At 38.2% G+C, this 18,758-nt stretch carries 19 protein-coding genes; all 19 read left to right on the top strand.

Features of this window, described 5'->3' with window-relative positions; genetic code table 11:
* Window positions 1–80 precede the first annotated feature (80 nt).
* The 19 genes from galU to WFK81_RS28445 all read left to right on the top strand — a co-directional run bounded on the left by galU (window position 81) and on the right by WFK81_RS28445 (window position 18,721).
* Entirely contained in the window at window positions 81–968 is an 888-nt protein-coding gene (gene galU / locus WFK81_RS28535) for a UTP--glucose-1-phosphate uridylyltransferase GalU (protein ID WP_336790613.1), read from the top strand.
* Between the two features lie 18 nt (window positions 969–986).
* Window positions 987–1,688, top strand: a complete 702-nt coding sequence (locus WFK81_RS28530; RefSeq protein ID WP_336790611.1) for a sugar transferase — start codon at window positions 987–989, stop codon at window positions 1,686–1,688.
* Between the two features lie 19 nt (window positions 1,689–1,707).
* Window positions 1,708–2,646, top strand: a complete 939-nt coding sequence (gene fcl, locus WFK81_RS28525) for a GDP-L-fucose synthase (RefSeq protein ID WP_336790609.1) — start codon at window positions 1,708–1,710, stop codon at window positions 2,644–2,646.
* Between the two features lie 33 nt (window positions 2,647–2,679).
* Entirely contained in the window at window positions 2,680–3,774 is a 1,095-nt protein-coding gene (gene gmd, locus WFK81_RS28520) for a GDP-mannose 4,6-dehydratase (RefSeq protein ID WP_336790608.1), read from the top strand.
* Window positions 3,775–3,812: 38 nt separating this feature from the next.
* Window positions 3,813–3,989: a hypothetical protein gene (locus WFK81_RS28515; protein WP_336790606.1), complete on the top strand. Its 177-nt coding sequence runs from the start codon at window positions 3,813–3,815 to the stop codon at window positions 3,987–3,989.
* 81 nt (window positions 3,990–4,070) lie between these two features.
* Window positions 4,071–4,637 (top strand): WecB/TagA/CpsF family glycosyltransferase, encoded by a 567-nt coding sequence (locus tag WFK81_RS28510; RefSeq protein ID WP_336790605.1) that lies wholly within the window; start codon window positions 4,071–4,073, stop codon window positions 4,635–4,637.
* Window positions 4,627–5,280: a glycosyltransferase gene (locus WFK81_RS28505; RefSeq protein ID WP_336790603.1), complete on the top strand. Its 654-nt coding sequence runs from the start codon at window positions 4,627–4,629 to the stop codon at window positions 5,278–5,280. The genes WFK81_RS28510 and WFK81_RS28505 overlap by 11 nt, the downstream gene beginning before the upstream one ends.
* Before the next feature lie 147 nt (window positions 5,281–5,427).
* Window positions 5,428–6,342: a glycosyltransferase gene (locus WFK81_RS28500; protein ID WP_336790601.1), complete on the top strand. Its 915-nt coding sequence runs from the start codon at window positions 5,428–5,430 to the stop codon at window positions 6,340–6,342.
* A 26-nt stretch (window positions 6,343–6,368) separates the two neighbouring features.
* Complete coding sequence (locus tag WFK81_RS28495) at window positions 6,369–7,385, top strand: glycosyltransferase family 2 protein (protein ID WP_336790599.1); 1,017 nt, start codon at window positions 6,369–6,371, stop codon at window positions 7,383–7,385.
* A gap of 44 nt (window positions 7,386–7,429) precedes the next feature.
* Complete coding sequence (locus WFK81_RS28490) at window positions 7,430–8,038, top strand: glycosyltransferase (protein WP_336790598.1); 609 nt, start codon at window positions 7,430–7,432, stop codon at window positions 8,036–8,038.
* Between the two features lie 43 nt (window positions 8,039–8,081).
* Entirely contained in the window at window positions 8,082–9,365 is a 1,284-nt protein-coding gene (locus WFK81_RS28485) for a hypothetical protein (RefSeq protein ID WP_336790596.1), read from the top strand.
* On the top strand, window positions 9,362–10,327 hold the full coding sequence (locus tag WFK81_RS28480) for a glycosyltransferase (RefSeq protein ID WP_336790594.1): 966 nt from the start codon (window positions 9,362–9,364) through the stop codon (window positions 10,325–10,327). The genes WFK81_RS28485 and WFK81_RS28480 overlap by 4 nt, the downstream gene beginning before the upstream one ends.
* 80 nt (window positions 10,328–10,407) lie before the next feature.
* Window positions 10,408–11,265, top strand: coding sequence for an alpha-1,2-fucosyltransferase (locus WFK81_RS28475; protein ID WP_336790592.1), 858 nt, complete (start codon window positions 10,408–10,410; stop codon window positions 11,263–11,265).
* Window positions 11,266–11,293: 28 nt separating this feature from the next.
* Window positions 11,294–12,850 carry a lipopolysaccharide biosynthesis protein gene (locus WFK81_RS28470; protein ID WP_336790591.1) on the top strand — a complete coding sequence of 519 codons (1,557 nt, stop codon included), beginning with the start codon at window positions 11,294–11,296 and terminating at the stop codon, window positions 12,848–12,850.
* Window positions 12,851–12,876: 26 nt separating this feature from the next.
* Window positions 12,877–14,253, top strand: a complete 1,377-nt coding sequence (locus tag WFK81_RS28465; protein ID WP_336790590.1) for a sugar phosphate nucleotidyltransferase — start codon at window positions 12,877–12,879, stop codon at window positions 14,251–14,253.
* The gene (locus tag WFK81_RS28460; protein WP_336790588.1) at window positions 14,253–15,347 is read left to right on the top strand and encodes a hypothetical protein; all 1,095 of its coding nucleotides are present in this window, start codon (window positions 14,253–14,255) and stop codon (window positions 15,345–15,347) included. The genes WFK81_RS28465 and WFK81_RS28460 overlap by 1 nt, the downstream gene beginning before the upstream one ends.
* A 2-nt stretch (window positions 15,348–15,349) precedes the next feature.
* The gene (locus WFK81_RS28455) at window positions 15,350–16,687 is read left to right on the top strand and encodes a UDP-glucose dehydrogenase family protein (protein WP_336790586.1); all 1,338 of its coding nucleotides are present in this window, start codon (window positions 15,350–15,352) and stop codon (window positions 16,685–16,687) included.
* A gap of 28 nt (window positions 16,688–16,715) precedes the next feature.
* The gene (locus tag WFK81_RS28450; RefSeq protein ID WP_336790584.1) at window positions 16,716–17,756 is read left to right on the top strand and encodes a hypothetical protein; all 1,041 of its coding nucleotides are present in this window, start codon (window positions 16,716–16,718) and stop codon (window positions 17,754–17,756) included.
* Window positions 17,757–17,779: 23 nt separating this feature from the next.
* Complete coding sequence (locus WFK81_RS28445) at window positions 17,780–18,721, top strand: stalk domain-containing protein (protein WP_336790582.1); 942 nt, start codon at window positions 17,780–17,782, stop codon at window positions 18,719–18,721.
* Window positions 18,722–18,758 lie beyond the last annotated feature (37 nt).

Below are 18,758 nucleotides of genomic sequence, written 5' to 3'. Positions count from 1 at the left end.
ATACCCACCATTTATCCAATATCCACCACATACATAGACAAAATAGAGAGAGAAAAGAAAGAAAAGAGAGGGAACAAAACATGACGAAAGTGAAAAAGGCTATTATCCCGGCCGCAGGTCTTGGAACCCGGTTCCTGCCCGCGACCAAAGCAATGCCGAAGGAAATGCTCCCGATTGTAGACAAACCCACGATTCAGTACATCGTGGAAGAAGCGGTTGCTTCGGGTATCGAGGACATTATTATCGTCACCGGCAAGGGTAAACGCGCAATCGAAGACCATTTCGACAGTGCCTTTGAGCTTGAGCACAATCTGATGGAGAAGGGCAAGCTTAAGCTGCTGGATGAAGTACAGAAGTCTTCCAGAGTGGATATTCATTATATCCGCCAGAAGGAAGCGAAAGGCCTTGGGCATGCCGTATGGTGTGCGCGCAATTTTATCGGAGATGAGCCGTTTGCCGTTCTTCTTGGAGATGACATTGTCGATTCCGAGATTCCATGCACGAGACAACTAATGGAACAGTTCGAACAAACGGGCCGGTCGGTTATTGGCGTGAAGCCAGTTCCCATGAATGAGACCGAGCGTTATGGCATTGTGGAATACAGCGAGAAGAACGGACTGTTAAGTCAGGTTGACCGTTTTATCGAGAAGCCGGCTCCAGGCACAACGCAATCGAATCTTGCTATTATGGGTCGTTATGTCCTAACACCAGATATTTTTAAGTTCCTATCCAAGCAGGAGAAGGGTGCAGGCGGAGAGATTCAATTGACGGATGCAATTCAGAAGCTGAATGAATCCCAAGGCGTATATGCTTATGAGTTCGAAGGCAGACGCTTTGATGTGGGCGAGAAGCTGGGTTTTATTACAACAACGCTAGATTATGCCCTGCGGAATGAATCGCTTAAAGGACCATTGCTGGAAGCCATGAAAGAAATTTTAGAGCGCGAGCTTATCCATAAATCCAAGTAAACGGGGGGAGACAACAACATGGCGTTATCGCCTCTTCGGAAAGAATCCGAGATGACTATAGACAGCCATTTATCCATTGCTCAACGTGTTCAAGCCAAGACGAGAAGTACGAAACGAACTTATCTGATGATTAAGCGCATGATGGATCTGGTTGGTGCAGCTTGCGGGATCTTATTATTATCCCCGTTGCTGCTCGTAATTACCTTGCTGATTAAGCTGGAGAATCCGAAAGCACCGGTGTTCTTCTATCAGACACGGGTGGGTATTAACGAGAAGACATTCCGGATGTACAAATTCCGGTCCATGGTCCCGAACGCCGAGGACTTATTGAAGGACCTCTTACATAAGAATGAGATAGAAGGTGCCATGTTCAAGATGAAACATGACCCGAGAATCACACCAGTTGGAAGATTTATCCGACGGACCAGTATTGACGAGCTTCCTCAATTGTGGAATGTCGTTCGCGGCGATATGTCGCTTGTTGGTCCGCGTCCGCCTCTCCCAAGAGAGGTTGCTGAATATAGCAGCTATGATAAACTCCGCCTTCGTGTGAAACCAGGCTGTACCGGACTGTGGCAGGTTAGCGGCCGGAATGAGCTAAGCTTCAAGGAAATGGTGGAGCTGGATCTGGAGTATATAGAGAAACGAAACGTGTTCTTTGATCTGCAGATCATCGCTAAGACAGCTAGAGCGATGGTTGGATCGGATGACGCATACTAGGAGAAGGAGTGGATAGAGAGTGGAACTAAATTCGAAAATTTTTGTAGCGGGACACAGAGGGTTGGTAGGCTCAGCTATTCTAAGAGCTCTCGAAGAGAAAGGTTATACGAACCTGGTCTATCGCACCCGTGCTGAACTCGATCTGCTGGACAGAGATCGGGTTCTTTCTTTCTTCGAGGAAGAAGGCATTGAATATGTATTCCTGGCAGCAGCCAAGGTTGGCGGTATTGTCGCTAACAATGAGTATCCGGCAGACTTCATCCGAGACAATATTATGATTCAGACGAATGTCATTGATGCCGCATACCGCAACAAGGTGAAGAAGCTGCTGTTCCTGGGCTCAACTTGTATTTATCCGAAGTTCGCGCCTCAGCCGATGAAGGAGGAATACCTGCTGACAGGTGTTCTTGAGCCTACGAATGAGCCTTATGCCATAGCGAAGATTGCCGGCATTACGATGTGCCAATCCTACAACCGTCAATACGGAACAAAATACATCTCAGTTATGCCGACCAATATGTATGGACCTAACGATAACTTTGATCTCAAGACCTCGCATGTCCTTCCTGCGCTTATTCGCAAATTCCATGAAGCGAAGGTGAATCAATCTCCAGAGGTTGAAGTATGGGGAACGGGAACGCCTCGCAGAGAATTCCTCCACTCCGATGATCTGGCCGATGCTTGTCTCTTCTTGATGAATACCTACGAAGAGAACGAGATCGTGAATATCGGTGTTGGTGAAGATATCAGCATTAAGGAACTGGCTTATTTGATAAAAGACGTAGTAGGCTACGAGGGCGAAGTTGTATTTAATACTTCTGCTCCGGATGGTACTCCACGTAAGCTTGTAGACGTCACGAAGATTAACGGACTGGGCTGGAAAGCAACGATTCCTCTTGAAGAGGGAATTAGAGCCGTTTACGAAACCTTTCAGAATGAATATCTGGTACGGCAATAAGATTACAAAGAGAGATTAGAGGGAGTGGAAACAATGGTAAAGCGCGCATTAATTACAGGTGTAACAGGACAAGACGGTTCCTATTTGGCAGAATTCTTATTGGAGAAAGGTTATGAGGTTCACGGTGTTATTCGTCGCAGCTCCTCGTATAACCAAGAACGTCTGGAAGATCTTCTTACAGAAGAAGAGGCAAGATTCATTCTTAACAACCAGAACTTCCATCTTCATTATGGCGATGTTACCGATGCTCTTAACATTACACGCTTAATCGGTGAAATCCAGCCAGATGAGATTTATAACCTCGCTGCACAATCGCATGTACGCGTATCCTTCGATATGCCTGGCTATACGCTTGATGTTGACGGCAAAGGAACACTGAACATTCTTGAGGCAGTCAAATTCCTTGGCCTTACAGAGAAGACTCGCGTATACCAAGCTTCCACTTCCGAGCTTTACGGCAAAGTTCAAGAAGTCCCTCAGAAAGAAACAACTCCATTCTATCCTCGCTCTCCATACGGCGTTGCGAAGATTTATGGCTTCTGGATTACGAAGAATTATCGTGAATCCTATAATATGTTCGCGGTTAACGGCATTTTGTTCAATCATGAATCCGAACGCCGCGGTGAGACATTCGTTACCCGGAAGATCACCCTTGCTGCAGCGCGCATTGCACAAGGCAAACAGCAGAAGCTGATGCTTGGCAACCTGGATTCCCTCCGTGACTGGGGTTATGCCAAGGATTACGTAGAATGCATGTGGCTGATCCTTCAGCATGATAAACCGGAGGATTTCGTTATCGCTACAGGCGAAATGCACTCGGTACGAGAGTTTGTGGAGCTGGCCTTTAAGCATGTAGGTATTCAGATTGAATGGCAAGGCAACGGCGTAGAAGAGAAGGGCATTGATACGAAGACAGGTGAAGTGATTGTTGAAGTCGATCCTACCTTCTTCAGACCGGCCGAAGTGGATCAATTACTGGGCGATCCAACTAAAGCCAGAACGTTATTGGGCTGGAACCCTACGAAGACTTCCTTCGAAGAGCTCGTAAGCGTAATGGTGAAATACGACATGGCTAAAGTAAGCTCCGAAGAAGGCAGCAGAAAGATGTTCGATGGGGTGCTAGTGTAGCTTGGGGTAGTAAACCTAACCTACAAGGAGAACAAAAAATGGCGATTACAGAAATAATATCTAATAAAGAAGAGTATAGGCGTAAGGTCGATAAAAGAGAAATTCCTACCTGCAACATACTTGGTGTAAATATTGCAGCAATAAATATGCAATGGCTTTTGAATTATCTGAACCAAAAAGTTAAAAATGAAGCAGGTAACCTTCTTGCAGGGTAGTATATATGCGTTTCTAATGTGCATACAACTGTTACCTCATATGAGGATGAAGGTTACCGTAGAATTCAAAACGAGGGTTTAATGGCTATCCCGGATGGAGGACCTTTGTCCTCCTTAGGGAGAAAACGAGGATTTAAGGATATGGAGAGAGTAACTGGGCCTAGTCTAATGATCAAGCTATTTGAATCCTCCAAGATAAATGGATATCGTCACTACTTCTATGGGTCAACAGAGCAGACTCTTGAAATGTTGCAAATAGCAATAAAAAAAGAATATCCAGCAATACAAATAGCAGGAGTGTATAGCCCGCCATTTAGATCCATTACTAATGAAGAAGATGTAGAAATAATAAAGCATATTAATGAGGCCGAACCTCATTTTGTTTGGGTCGGTTTAGGTGCACCAAAGCAAGAAGAGTGGATGGCTAATCATCAAGGTAAAGTAAATGGTTTGATGATAGGTGTCGGGGCAGGGTTCGATTATATCGCAGGAAATATTCAAAGAGCCCCGATTTGGATGCAAAAGTGGAACTTAGAATGGTTTTATAGATTACTGCAAGAACCAAGAAGATTATTTAAAAGATATCTCCGTACAAACAGTAAGTTTTTATGGTTGTTAGTAATGGGAGGTAATGATCTTGAAAAATAGCCTTCATAAACCCAAAATACTTTTTGTTCATAATTACTATCAGATTCCAGGTGGAGAAGATACTGTTGTAGCAAATGAAATGAATATGTTACTGGATCAGGGTCATGAGGTTATTTTGTACAGTAGAAATAATTCCGAAATAAAAAGTATGAGTATATTTCAGAAACTTCTCCTTCCTCTTACTACAATATTTTCTTTAAAAACATACAGAGAAGTTAAAAAAATTATTAAGCAAGAAAAAATTGAAATTGTTCATGTACATAATACTCTAAGTTTAATCTCTCCATCTGTGTATTATGCAGCATTTTCTCGCAAAGTAAATGTTGTTCAAACAGTTCATAACTTTAGACTGATTTGTCCAGGGGCTTTGCTATATAGAGAAGGGGAGATATGTGAGGATTGCCTTAGTAATGGTTTGAAATGTGCTGTTACGAATAGTTGTTATAGGAACAGTAAAATGCAAACGTTAATCTGTGTTTTAATGTTAAAGATCCACAGGTTGTTAGGTACCTATAAGAGAATTAACTATATCTGTCTTACTGAATTCAATAAAAGAAAATTACTTCAAGTAAATGAAGGTAATAAACAAATAATTAATCCAGAGATGGTTTTTGTGAAGCCTAATTTTAGTATTAATAAATAAGTCTGGTGTGATATGAAGAACAGGGTTTTAATGTATATCATGAGAAAATTTTTAAAATTCCTATGGAACAAATCAAAGTTTGGGCACAGTATGAAATATCCTAAATTCGTTGATTAGGAGCGGCATATGCATTATATATCAGTAATAATGAGTGTATATAATGAACGCGACTCTTGGTTAAAAGAGTCAATAGAATCAATATTAAAACAGTCATATTCAAATTTTGAGTTTATTATTGTACTTGATCAACCCCAAAATGAGGTCTTAAAGCAAATAATTCTAGAATATGCAGAGATAGATAACAGGGTTAAATTAATTGTGAATGAAAAGAACTATGGGTTAGTCTATTCCCTTAATCGAGCCTTAGGAATAGCGCAAGGAGATTTTATAGCAAGAATGGACGCGGATGATATTGCTACACATGACCGATTTGAAAAGCAAATTAACGTTTTGAATCAAATGGGATATGATATTGTTGCATCTGCTTTGCAATATATAGATGAAGAAGGTAACAATCTTGGTCTCTCTTCATGTTATGGTCAAACGCCAGAAAAATGTAGAAATAGTCTTTCACATAGATCTATACTTGCTCATCCAACTTGGATGTTTAAACGTGAGATCCTCAATGAAATAGGTTTATATCATAATGTAGTGACGGCAGAGGATTATGATTTTCTATGCAGAGCAGTATCATCCGGAAAAAATGCTATAAACATGCCTGAAATTCTTTTAAAATACCGCATTAGAAACAATGGAATTTCAATTGGTAAGGCTTTTCAACAGCAAAGAACTATGTATATTATTCAAAATGAGTATAAAAAAACTTTTGAAAAAAGTGTGAAATATAATAGTAGGAATGTTATGAGTAGGACTGAAAAAATTGATTTCAACAAGCGTTATTCCTTCTTTTCATATACAACAAACATTTATAAGGAAGCTTGTAACTTAATCAAAAATAATAAAATAAAAGGTTATATTCTTTTGCCGATGAGTATAGTTCTAAACTATCACAATTTAATTAATTTAGTGAGCACAAAAAGATTAAAAGAGATCAATAGATAGCTCAGTATAAATAGGGTGTGATAAGATTGAAAAATTTGGTGAGTGTCGTTATTCCAACTTATAAAGGTGCGAACAAACTGGAGAGCGCTATTAAAAGTATACTGAATCAAACTTATACTTCAATCGAGATTATTGTAGTTGATGATAATGATCCAACATCAGAGGAAAGAAAAGGCACACAAGAATTAATGAGTAAGTATAATATGCCAAATATTATTTACATTCAACATGAGCGTAATAAAAACGGTTCAGCTGCGCGTAACACTGGAATAAGAGCAGCTAAAGGTGAATTTATATGTTTTTTGGATGATGATGATTGCTATTTACCAAGTAGGATTGAAAAAAGCGTTGCAGGCCTAAATAAAAATCAAGATTTTGATGCTATATATTGTAGTGTTGTTTTTACTAATGTTCTAAATGAAGTTCTCGGGACAGTACAGGCGAAGAAAGAATTGGTACAAAAGGATATTTTACTGAATGAGAATATCATTGGTACAGGTAGTAATCTATTTTTAAGAAAAGAATCACTTGATGAAATAAAAGGATTTGATGAAGGTTTTAGAAGACATCAGGATTTAGAATTTTTATTAAGATATCTAACTAAATATAAAATAATAAATTTAGATGAAGTTTTAATAGTAAAAAATATTAATCGTACAGATAATATCCCTGATTATAAAAATTTTATTGTAATAAAAGAGCTTTATTGGACGAAGTTTAAAAATGTAATAGAGCGATTAAATGATACAGAGAAAACACAGTTTTATGGGCAGGAATATGCGACTCTCCTTCAAGCAGCGGTTAAGACTGAGGATAAGCTATACATAAGAGAGGCAATAACTAATTTAGAAAAGTATAGAAAACTAAATATTAAAGAAAAAATCAAAGTATATTTAGAAGTTCGTCCACTAATCAGGAATTTAGCGTACAAAATCTTCGGATTGTTTTCGTATCTAACAAAAGCGTCGTATAAAAAAAAGAGATACAGTATGCTTAAAAAAGAAATAGCAGAATCATCAATACTCGACAGAGGAAATAACTAAAACTGGCAATATTAAAAGTTCAGATTTTAGGAGTAGATACAAATATGTTGGGTGTAAATACGTTAAATGGTAAGTTAAGAAAAAATCAATTCATTTTTGCCGGAAGGCTTGATAAAGCAAAAGGAATTGATGTTTTATTAATGGCTTGGAATATTATTAATATTAAACAAGTTAACGATAAGCCACATTTGTTGATATGCGGTTCAGGGCCAGAAGAAGATTGGTGCCTCAACTTTATAAAGAATAACTATTTGGAAGATAGCATAACCTTTCTAGGCCGCAAAGATAATAAAAGTGTTCTGAATTACATTGCAGAAAGTAGAGCACTAATATTACCGACTCAGTGGTATGAAGGGTTTCCAATGACCATTGTTGAGTCATTTAGCTTTGGCACTCCTGTGCTAGGAAGTGCGATTGGCAATGTAGGGGGAATTATTATTGAAGGAGTTAACGGATATACCTTTAATCAGAAAATCCCGGAAGAGATAGTTAAAGTTATATTTAGAGTGTTAAAAGACGGAGAGTCGGAGGAGCGTAACATATACAAAAGTACTTATGAACATTTTATTAGAAATTATACGGAAGAGCTAAATTATAACAAGCTGCGTGAAATTTATAGTCTAATAAATGGATCTCTTGAAGGAAGGAGATAAACTAATAATAAAATAGAAATTCTGAGGGGGATATTAAGGGACAATGTTCCAAAAAATTAAGTTTAATTCATCGCACCTCTTATTGTTTTTTGGTGTTGCAGTATTTATCGTTAACACAATTACTCGCATGTCTATATCTCAGTTTATTGGTTTCGGTCCAGGAAAAGTTATACCATATGGAGACTCGATAAATTTCATTGCAATTGGATGTGTTTTGGGAATAATTTTACTAAACTTTATGAAACGTCCAAATATATTAATAATTCTGTTTTTGCCATTATATTCTCTTTGTGTTTTGTATTCAAATATAAATAATAAGGCTGGTGTAGCAGTATTTCTTACTAGTGTTTTACCAGCATTTTTGTTGCTTTGTGTCAAATATAATAATTTAGATATTACAACCGTTTTTAAATCCTTTTTGAAAATATATAACCTAATAATTATTGTAATATTTAGTCTTGGGATTATTGATTTCTTTTTACATGGGATCATTAATGAGTTTATTGCAAATCATATGTCTACCGAGAGTTGGGCTACAATGATTCGCACTGAAAATAAGGTGTACGGCTTCAGAATGATCACAGTGCTTGGAGCTCCTCTAATGAATGCTTTTTATGTATTAGTTTTTTTAATATTAAATAAAATTTATGAACATAGATTTGGTATTCGCCTATTAAACAAATATTTTTTATATGGTTTCTCAATGGTCACAATCGCATTAACAGGAAGCAGAAGCGCATTATTGATAGCTTTAGTATATATTGCTTTTGCTGAGTTATTCGGAAGAAAAAAAATTATTGAGTTGATCGTTATTGTAATAACATTACTATTGATATTTAATTCCAGCTTATTCAAAGAGACAATTTACTCAAGATTTGAACTAGGTTTTAATAATGAAAATGATGCTCGATACACACTCTTTGAAAACTTAAAATCAAATAAATATGGTGAGTTTGGGGTGCTTACTGGAGGGGGATATAACTATTCAAGAACGCTAACTGCCTCAAGTTCAAATAGTGCAGTAAATTTTGAGTACCCTGTATTAATGTTTCTATTTGATAATGGTATAATTGCTACCTCTATATACTATTTAATCACAGTTTTTATACCATTAATAATTTTATTGAGATTACGAAATATTAATTATTTGGTAGGATATTTGTTGATTATAGTTTATTTAAATTTATCAAATGCAATTGCTCAATTTTATGATTTTAATATGGCACTCGCGTTCCTTCAAATTGTTCTTATTTACTTAGCCAGGAGCCAGAGGTCAGAAGAGAATATTAAGGAAAGACCTTTAATCGAAAGGAGTGTTACAATATGAATGATCCCTTAGTTTCAGTTATAATTCCTGTTTATAACGTAGAGTCATATTTAACCGAGTGCTTGGAATCAGTTATGAATCAAACTTATAGAAATATTGAAATAATTGCAATTAATGACGGAAGTACTGACGGTAGCTTAGGTATACTAAATCAATATAAAAATGATTATAACAACATACAAGTGATTACTACAGAAAATTCTGGAATGTCATGTTCGAGGAATTTGGGGATTGATTATTCGAGGGGAAAGTATATCTACTTTCTAGACTCTGATGATTACATACATCAAGATACCTTAAATATTCTTGTTGACATAATGGAGAAAAAAAACTTAGATTTAATAAGATTTAGTGCTGAACCATTTGTGGATGGAGTCAATATGGTTCTAGAGAAAAATCCTTATGACTTTAAAGATATTTTTTTGAAAAATAAAGTATACATGAAGGATGAATTTCTTGAAGTGAGCCAAAGGGCTTACTCATGCCAACCTTGTTTATATTTGGTGCGCAAGGAGCTAATATCTGCAAATAATATTAGGTTTAGAACAGGTATTTTTCATGAGGATGAACTTTTTTCATTGGAGATATTTCTAAACGCTGGGTTATCTATGTATTATCCTGAAATGTTATATAAAAGAAGATACAGGTCCAATTCAATAATGACTTCGAGAAGTTCCCAATCTTTAATTAAATCCTTTAATTCTTATTGTGATGTAATTATGGAGTTAAATAAATTAATTAGCAAATATACAAAGCCATCTCAAGTTAGAATAATTAGAAAAAGAATACATGCTTTAAGTATTGGGCTTTATATGAATAAAGATATTGATAAAGTTTATTGGGAAGAAAAAATTTCCTCTTTAAATGCTTTAAGCAAATGGAGGAAATTATATTATAGGCTACGGTATAAGTATGGAGTTTTGAATTATATTATAAAGCCACTTATTAAAAGTCAGAGATAAATATTTAATGATAAGGAGTATATCATTAATTATATGTCTCTTTTTTATTAGAAAAATTGAGAATTAGGGTGGATGATATTATGATCATAGTCCAGATAAAAGGTGGATTAGGCAACCAATTGTTTTCTTTAGCATCAGCCTACGGAATTGCTAAGGAAAATAATACTAATGTAATAATTGATAAATATATTTATGATACAAGTTACAAATTAAGAGAGTATATGCTTAAAAATTTCCCTGGAATTAGTAATGAGTTGTTAATAGGATATAACCCAAAAAATAATACTATCTCTCAGAAATTTTACAAAATTTTAAGAAAGATGAAATTACGGTATCAATATAAGTGTCAATTGATTAATGAGAGTGAAGAGTTTAAATACCAAGAAATTATCTCAGAAAAAAATCTATACTTGAATGGTTATTGGCAGAACTACATGTACTTTGATAAGTATCGTGAAGAAATCGTAGATAAGTTTAAGCCTTTAATTAAACCAACAGATTCATATACTCAATTAGCTGCTGAAATATCCGCGAATAATTCCGTTGCGGTCCATATAAGACGTGGTGATTATGTGCATTTTAAAGGTGGAAAATGTTTAGAAATAACGTATTATTTCGAAGCTATGAATGTAATTCGTAATCAGGATAGTAAGAGTACTTTTTATATATTTGCTGATGATCTAAATTATTGCAAGGAAGCTTTCGATTCCATTGAAAATGTAGTTATTATAAGTGAAAGAGGGAATTTTAGCGACTTGGAAGAGTTTGATTTAATGATAAAATGCAATAACTTTATTATAGGAAATAGTACATTTTCTTGGTGGGCTGCATATTTGTCTAAGAATAAAAATAAAGTTGTAATTGCTCCTGTGGTGGATATGTGGAAAAAGGAGTTCTACTTACCTGAATGGCGGACTATAGATGCATCATTAGAGTAGTGTATTCATTGCAATAGGTGGTGTTTATGTGAGAGAGAAGTTAGCAATGAGAAATACTACTGTAACCTTACTATGTCAGATTTCGGATACGGTGTTACAGTTTATAACTCGAAAATTATTCATTTTATATATTGGGATTGAATTGCTAGGTGCTAATAGTACTTTTATTTCAATATTAGGTGCATTATCATTAGCCGAATTAGGCTTTGAAAGTGCAGTTATATATAGCTTATATAAACCTATTGCTGAGAATAAGAAAGATGTTGTTGAAGACATAATAGTCATATTAAAAAGAGTGTATACAATTGTAGGAGTATTTGTAATAATATCGGGCTTTGTTTGCGTACCATTATTACCGTATATCTTAAAAGGTATTGAAGTAACCTCAGAGATTTATTTAGCTTTCATTATTCAGGTACTAAGTACAGCAATAACTTATTTTATGGCACACAGAAGAACACTTCTCTATGCCTTGAAAATGGATTTCATAAGAAATCTATATATATCCGGTTATAAGTTAATCGCTGCTATCTTTCAGATCATCATACTGTTAAACTTTTCGAGTTTTATTGGTTTTGTATTGGTTGTGTTTATACAAAATATACTCACAAACTTTTCAATATCACGATATGTTAAAAAAAGATATGATTATAACTTTAAAGGTAGAAAGTTTAATAAAAAGTACTATCAAAATATATTAAAAAATGTTAAGGATATTTTCTGGGGGAGAATTGCAGGGTATATTTACTTTTCAACCGATAGTTTAGTGATATCTACAGTTGTTGGGGCAACAGCAGTAGGGTATTTATCGAATTACATGCAAATTTTTATTCAATTAAAAACGGTGCTTAGTAATGTACTAAACTCTAACAGGCCCATTATCGGAGATCTATTATCTCAAAGTGATAATAAAGAACATACACTAAGAGTGCTACATAATTATACTTTTATTCGTTATATATTATGTAGTGTATGTTTGGTACCAGGTGCATTATTGATTGATAATTTTATATCTTTATGGTTATCTCCTCTTTTTATACTTCCTTTTTATATTACAATATTTATAGTCGCCGATTTGTTTATCACAATCGTTCATGGTGCTTTGGTAGATTACATTTCAGGACTTGGATATTTTTCGCATGATAAAAAGATTTCTATTGCTGGTGCCTTAATCAATCTCATTACATCCATAATCATGGTTAATTTTTATGGTGTGGCAGGAGTGTTAAGTGGTACTATTATTAGTCAGGCTTTTTTCTGGATTGCAAGAAGTATTATTGTTTTTAAATACTATTATTCTGATACAAGGATACAACTTTATCGCTATTGGCGAAGACAGTTTATATACATCATGCTCTTCTCGTTGAATATAATATTAGGATTTTATGTGAATAAATTAATCTCTTTAGATAATTTGTATCTAAGGTTTATTATAGGCGGATTAATTTCTTTGGTTATTGTGGGATTTGTAAATATTGCTGTATTTCACAGATCTGCGGAGTATAGATATATTAGGGAAGTATTCGAAAGAGTGATAGCAAAACTGATTGTGAGAAAGAAAAAAGAGTTTATGAGCTCTAACTAAATAATTCTAAGTTGGAGGGTTAAAGATTGAAACTAATACTCTTATCAGGGGGATCCGGCAAGCGGCTTTGGCCACTCTCTAACGATGCCCGGTCTAAGCAGTTCTTGAAAGTTCTAGAGAACCAAGATCAAGATCTCGTCTCAATGTTACAACGAGTATGGGGACAGATAAAAGATAACGGTTTAGCTGATTCCAGCTACATCGCTACAGGCAAAGCTCAGATTGAGATGATGCATAATCAGATCGGACCGTCTGTACCGCTTATTATTGAGCCTGAACGTAGAGATACATTCCCGGCGATTGCTTTAACGGCCTCATATTTATATTCTGTCGCCAATGTTGATTTGGACGAGGTTATAGCAATTTTACCAGTGGACCCTTATGTTGAGGGCCACTTTTTTTATGCCGTTAAACAGCTAGAAGCTACCATTCAACAGACTCAGACTGATTTAGCCCTAATCGGAGTGAAGCCTACATACCCTTCGGCCAAATACGGCTATATTATTCCTGAACGTGAACAAGAGGCTTCTGGTGGTGTTCTAAAAGTCAGTCACTTTCAGGAAAAGCCTACTGAAGAGGCAGCTGTTGGCTTAATTGAACAGCATGCTCTGTGGAACTGTGGCGTGTTCTCCTTCAAACTTGGTTACCTCATTAATATTCTTAAGGAAAAGGGCTATCCGATTCAATATGAGCAGCTTGTTGAGCAGTATCATGAGCTGCCGAAGATCAGCTTCGATTATGAAGTCGTTGAGAAGACCAAGAACATTGTTGTAGTACCGTATGATGGTTATTGGAAGGATCTTGGTACGTGGAATACATTAACGGAAGAGATGGGACAGAGCCAGATTGGCAGAGGAACGATCAGTGAGGACTGTGTAAATACTCATCTGGTTAACGAGCTCGAGATTCCGGTTACTGTACTTGGAGTATCCAATGTTGTTGTAGCTGCTAGTCCTGACGGTATCCTTGTGACGGATAAGAGTGCAAGTCCCCGGATTAAAGACTTTATTAATTATGATCAAGGCCCTATGTTCGAGGAGAGAGAATGGGGGTGGGTCAGAATACTGGACGATGAGCGTTACGAGGACGGTCGTACTGTAATAACGAAGCGTGTGGCAGTCAAAGCGGCTAGGAATTTTAGTTATCTCATGCACTTAAACCGCGAAGAAGTATGGACGGTTGTAAAAGGTGAAGGGGAGTTCGTACAGAACGGCGTGCCGATGAAAGTGAAAGCCGGTAATGTCCTGCATATTCCAATGAAGACTTTGCATAGTCTTAAGGCAATTACCGATATGGAGATGATTGTTGTCCATAGCGGATATTCGGATGAAGATAAGGTGATGGAGCTGTATTCTACCTGGTCAGAGATGTCCGAACACTGCCTTAATATTTCAATGAGATAATGAATACGAAATCGATCGCTTATTATGTTTCTGATTATGGTTATGGCCACGCTACAAGAAGTATTGCTGTCATTCGTGCTTTGCTTCAAGTTGCAGAGCAGCCTTATAGACTTGTCCTATGTTCTTCAGACAAGGTATTAGCCTTTATGCAGGCTTCCCTTTTCGACTATCAAGAGATTATTCAATATCGTCGATGCATCTCGGACGTGGGTTATGTTCTTCAGCCAGACAGCATTGAACCTGACTCAGTGGCCTTTGCAGCAAAGTATCTCGAATATATGGAGAACTTGCCTTATGAGGCGGCAAGGGAGACAGATTTTCTTCGAACGGCTGGGGTTAATCTCGTGATCTCAGATATTTCTCCTATTGCCTTTGCAGCTGCGAAAAAGGCTGAAATACCCTCGTTAGGAATATCTAACTTTACTTGGTATACGGCCTATTTGGAAATGATCGATCATTCTGCTCTCCAACCATTATTTGATGTCTATGCTGCAATGAATTATTTTGTTCGTTTGGAGGGTGCTTTTGAACCGGACTGGGGGCAACGAGGAACTTTTCAAGCGGATTTTTTCAGCAGGGAAGTGGATCAGCAGGAAGTAAGCCGTATTTTACAGACCATAAATCCTGGAAGGCAGAAGAGAGTCGTCTATTTCGGCATTGGAATGAGTATAAATGTACAAGATTTGGCTGCGTTGAAGCTGTGGGAGGATGATGCTTGCCTCTTTATTGTGTCAAGCAACATGCAGGTGGAGCATAAGAATATTATAGCTATTCCGGCTTCCTATACGGAGTCGCAAAATTATGTTGCAGCATCGGATCTTGTTATCAGTAAGCCTGGATGGAGTACGGTTGGAGAAGCAGTGGCGCTTCGAAAGCCATTACTCCTGCTTCATCGAAGCAAGATGAAAGAAGATAAGAATACTATTCAGGCTCTTCAAGACCGTCACCCCTATCGAATGATAGAGTGGGGGCAATTAATGGCAGACAACATGCATGACTTTATAGATAGAGAGCATTTCTTTGAAGATACTCGGCAACGTAATGGAGCAGTTCAAATTGCTGAATATCTCAAACAAATTGTAGGGAGTGAGTGAGGATGAAGCTGGCGGTAATTGGTACCGGATATGTTGGCTTAGTCTCTGGGGTGTGTTTCTCTGAACTGGGCAATGAAGTTATTTGTGTAGACAATGCCCTATCAAAGATCGAGTTATTGAATAATGGTGAAGTCCCTATTCATGAGCCTGGTCTTAAGGAACTAATTGCAAGCAATACGGAAGCGGGACGCTTGTCCTTCACAACGAATCTGGCTGCTGCCGTGAATGCTTCAGAAATCATTATTATTGCTGTTGGCACCCCATCCTTGCCAGATGGAAAGGCCAACTTGGCCTATATCGAGCAAGCAGCGGCGGAAATTGGCCGTGCCATTAATGGATACAAAGTTGTCGTTGTGAAAAGTACAGTACCAGTAGGAACGAATGAGAAGGTTGCAGCTATCATTCGTAATTATGCGGCGGAATCCTTTGACTTTGCTTCTGTTCCTGAATTCCTGCGAGAAGGAACAGCTGTTAAAGACACATTAAATCCGGATCGGATTATTATCGGGACGGAAAGTGAACGTGCAGCAGAGATGCTTACTGCGTTGCATCGTCCATTAACGGATCAAATTACCATTACCGATGTGCGCAGCTCGGAGATGATTAAGTATGCTTCGAATGCCTTCTTGGCTACTAAGATTTCCTTCATTAATGAGATCGCCAATATCTGTGAGAAGGTAGGTGCGGATGTGGAGGAAGTAGCGAAGGGAATGGGGATGGATCGGCGTATCGGTTCTTCTTTCCTGAAGGCGGGTATCGGGTACGGCGGATCTTGCTTCCCGAAGGATACGCAAGCTCTCATTCAGATCGCGGGACAGATGGATTATGATTTTAAGCTGTTGAAGTCCGTAGTTGAAGTGAACCGGGATCAACGCTTTAATGTTATTCGGAAGCTGGATGAACTGTTGGGAGACGTGACGGGAAAAACGATTGGGATCTGGGGATTGGCTTTCAAACCGGAAACAGATGATGTTCGTGACGCTCCAGCCTTTGAGATTATGGAGACATTATTGGAGCGGGGAGCTTTGGTTAAAGCCTATGATCCTATTGCTTCGAGCAACTTCGAAAAGGCCTTTGACCGTTCTGAGGTGGAATACTGTACTTCTGCCCAAGAGGCTGCTGAAGGTGCGGATGCTCTGTGTATTCTAACGGAGTGGAAAGAGTTTATTAACATTCCTTTGTCGGATATTCAGAAATGGTTAAAAACGCCAAATCTCATTGACGGCCGGAATATTTATCGGGAAGAAGATCTGGAGGCAACTCCTTTCGCCTATTACTCCATAGGAAGACCTAAGATGAATAATGGAGTGAAGGAGACCAATCCTATTCTTTCTTTCTAGATTATTATTAATGTAGATAGGAGACATCATGGAAACGCCACGTAAGCAAAAACCAAAAAAGAAGCTAAAGCCTTGGATGAAGTGGGTAATCGGTACCGCTTCATTTTTTGTTGTTGTCGGATTGATCTTTATAGGAGTCACTTACTATTACATCAAATCCATTGATATTAAGGATATTGCAGCCCGCCATAGCAGTGATCAAGTGGCTAATTCCGGTAAACAGCAAACAGAGACGAAAAAGTTGCCGGCCATTATAGAAAAGCCTGTTGAAAAGGCTAGCGAATTAATTGGCGGGGACAAGATTGATAGTGCAGATGCACTTGATGTAGCTGCTATTCTTATGAACTCAGGCTTGAGTCTCAAACAGATCTCTTATCTTCAGGGGAATGCGACTTATGACTTGTCGGATGAAGAGAAGACAAAAATTCGCGAGATATTATTATCTAAGCTCTCAGACGAAGAAATAAAACTTCTAAAAGATATTACGATTAAGTATGGTATTACACTTAATATTCTTAATCCGGATTACCCAATTGAATGGGTAGGTGAAAAAGATCCGGAAAAAGTTAAGGAGATTAATGAAGCTTGGAAGAAGATGAATCAACAATCCAATGGTTCATCCAAACCCAACGATACCGGAACTAAACCAACTGTTAAACCTACCGAAACCAGCAAGCCAACAGAAGAACCGGAAAAAACACCAGCACCGGAGCTTACTACTGATTTGAAGCAGGTCAAGCAATCCATCGATTCCAAGACAGAGTCGCAATTAGCATCGCTATCCGGCACCTGCAAGGCCAAAAGCAACGCCATCCTTCAGCAGATCGTTGGCAGCGCGGATGGGGTTACAGTAGAGGAACTTCAAAATAAATATCTAGGTAAAGTCATGGAGGCCGAGGGCTCTTGTGATGCGCAGTTCCAGGGCATCGTGAGTCAAGCGGCCTCTAGTTATGCTGATGCAGGAATTGATAGTGGTGCAATGCCGAATTGGAATGCGAAGTATGAAGCTAGTAAGCAAAGTGTACGAGCATCCGCGATTAGCGCTATTGCCAAAGCTATTAAATCATAATAAATAAGAGGAGAATCAAAATGATGAAAAATTTACGCCATTACACACTCATGCTGTTAATTATCGCTTTATGTACCGTTCTGCCGCTGACAGCCGGTGCTGCATCCAGCTCGGTAACAATTAAGACACAGGCTGTTAACCTGAAGTTTGATGGGCAGTCGCTTGCTTTGCCAGACGGACAATATGCTTTCATTTATCAGGACCGTACTTATATTCCGGTTCGCTTCATCTCTTACGCGCTGCAGAAGTCGGTGAAGTGGGATCAAAAGACTTCTAAAGTTACCGTATCCGAACCAACTGCAGCAGAGAAGGAAGCTCTTGCGAAGCTGCTTGCTGGCGCAGCTGCTGGCGGTGCACAGCCTGCTGCTGGTAAGAGCATTACGATTAAGCCGGTTCAAGCTACGCTTGTCTTTGATGGACAGGCAAAAGCTCTTCCTACAGGTCAGTCGCTTTATTCGATCAACAACAGCATCTATGTTCCGCTTCGCTTCATGTCCGAGGCTGTGGGAACGGATATTAAGTGGGATCAGAAGACCAACAGCATTACAGGCGAATCCGCGGCATACAAAGCGGCACAAGCTGGTGGAAATAACGGTACTGGTACTAATCCAGGAACCGGTACGGGTGGCGGCACAGATCCGGTTGGAGAAACGAAGCCATCTTATGAGTCAATAATAAGTAGCGCGAAGTCGAGGCTTGATGCACTTCAAGCAAGCTGCTACGCTTCTTTGTACAGCCAGTACATGCAATATCAGGCGGCAACCGAACAAACGGTGAAGGATAATCTTAAGGTTCAGGGGCAACAAGTAATGGACAAGTGTCAAGCTGATTTCGATAAGGAAATAGCTAATATTACGGCTGAGTTGACGAAGTATGGTTATAGCACGGATATCATTGCTGAATATAAGAAAGAATTTGAAAAAGGTCGCACTAGTGTTATTGATCTGTTCAACTCGTTGAAATAACCCAAAAACTCCCCCGATGGCTTCGCGCCTTCGGGGG

The organism is Paenibacillus sp. MMO-177 (genome assembly GCF_037147795.1).
Classification (GTDB): Bacteria; Bacillota; Bacilli; order Paenibacillales; family Paenibacillaceae; genus Pristimantibacillus.
This window is presented reverse-complemented; position numbering and strand designations above follow the sequence as displayed.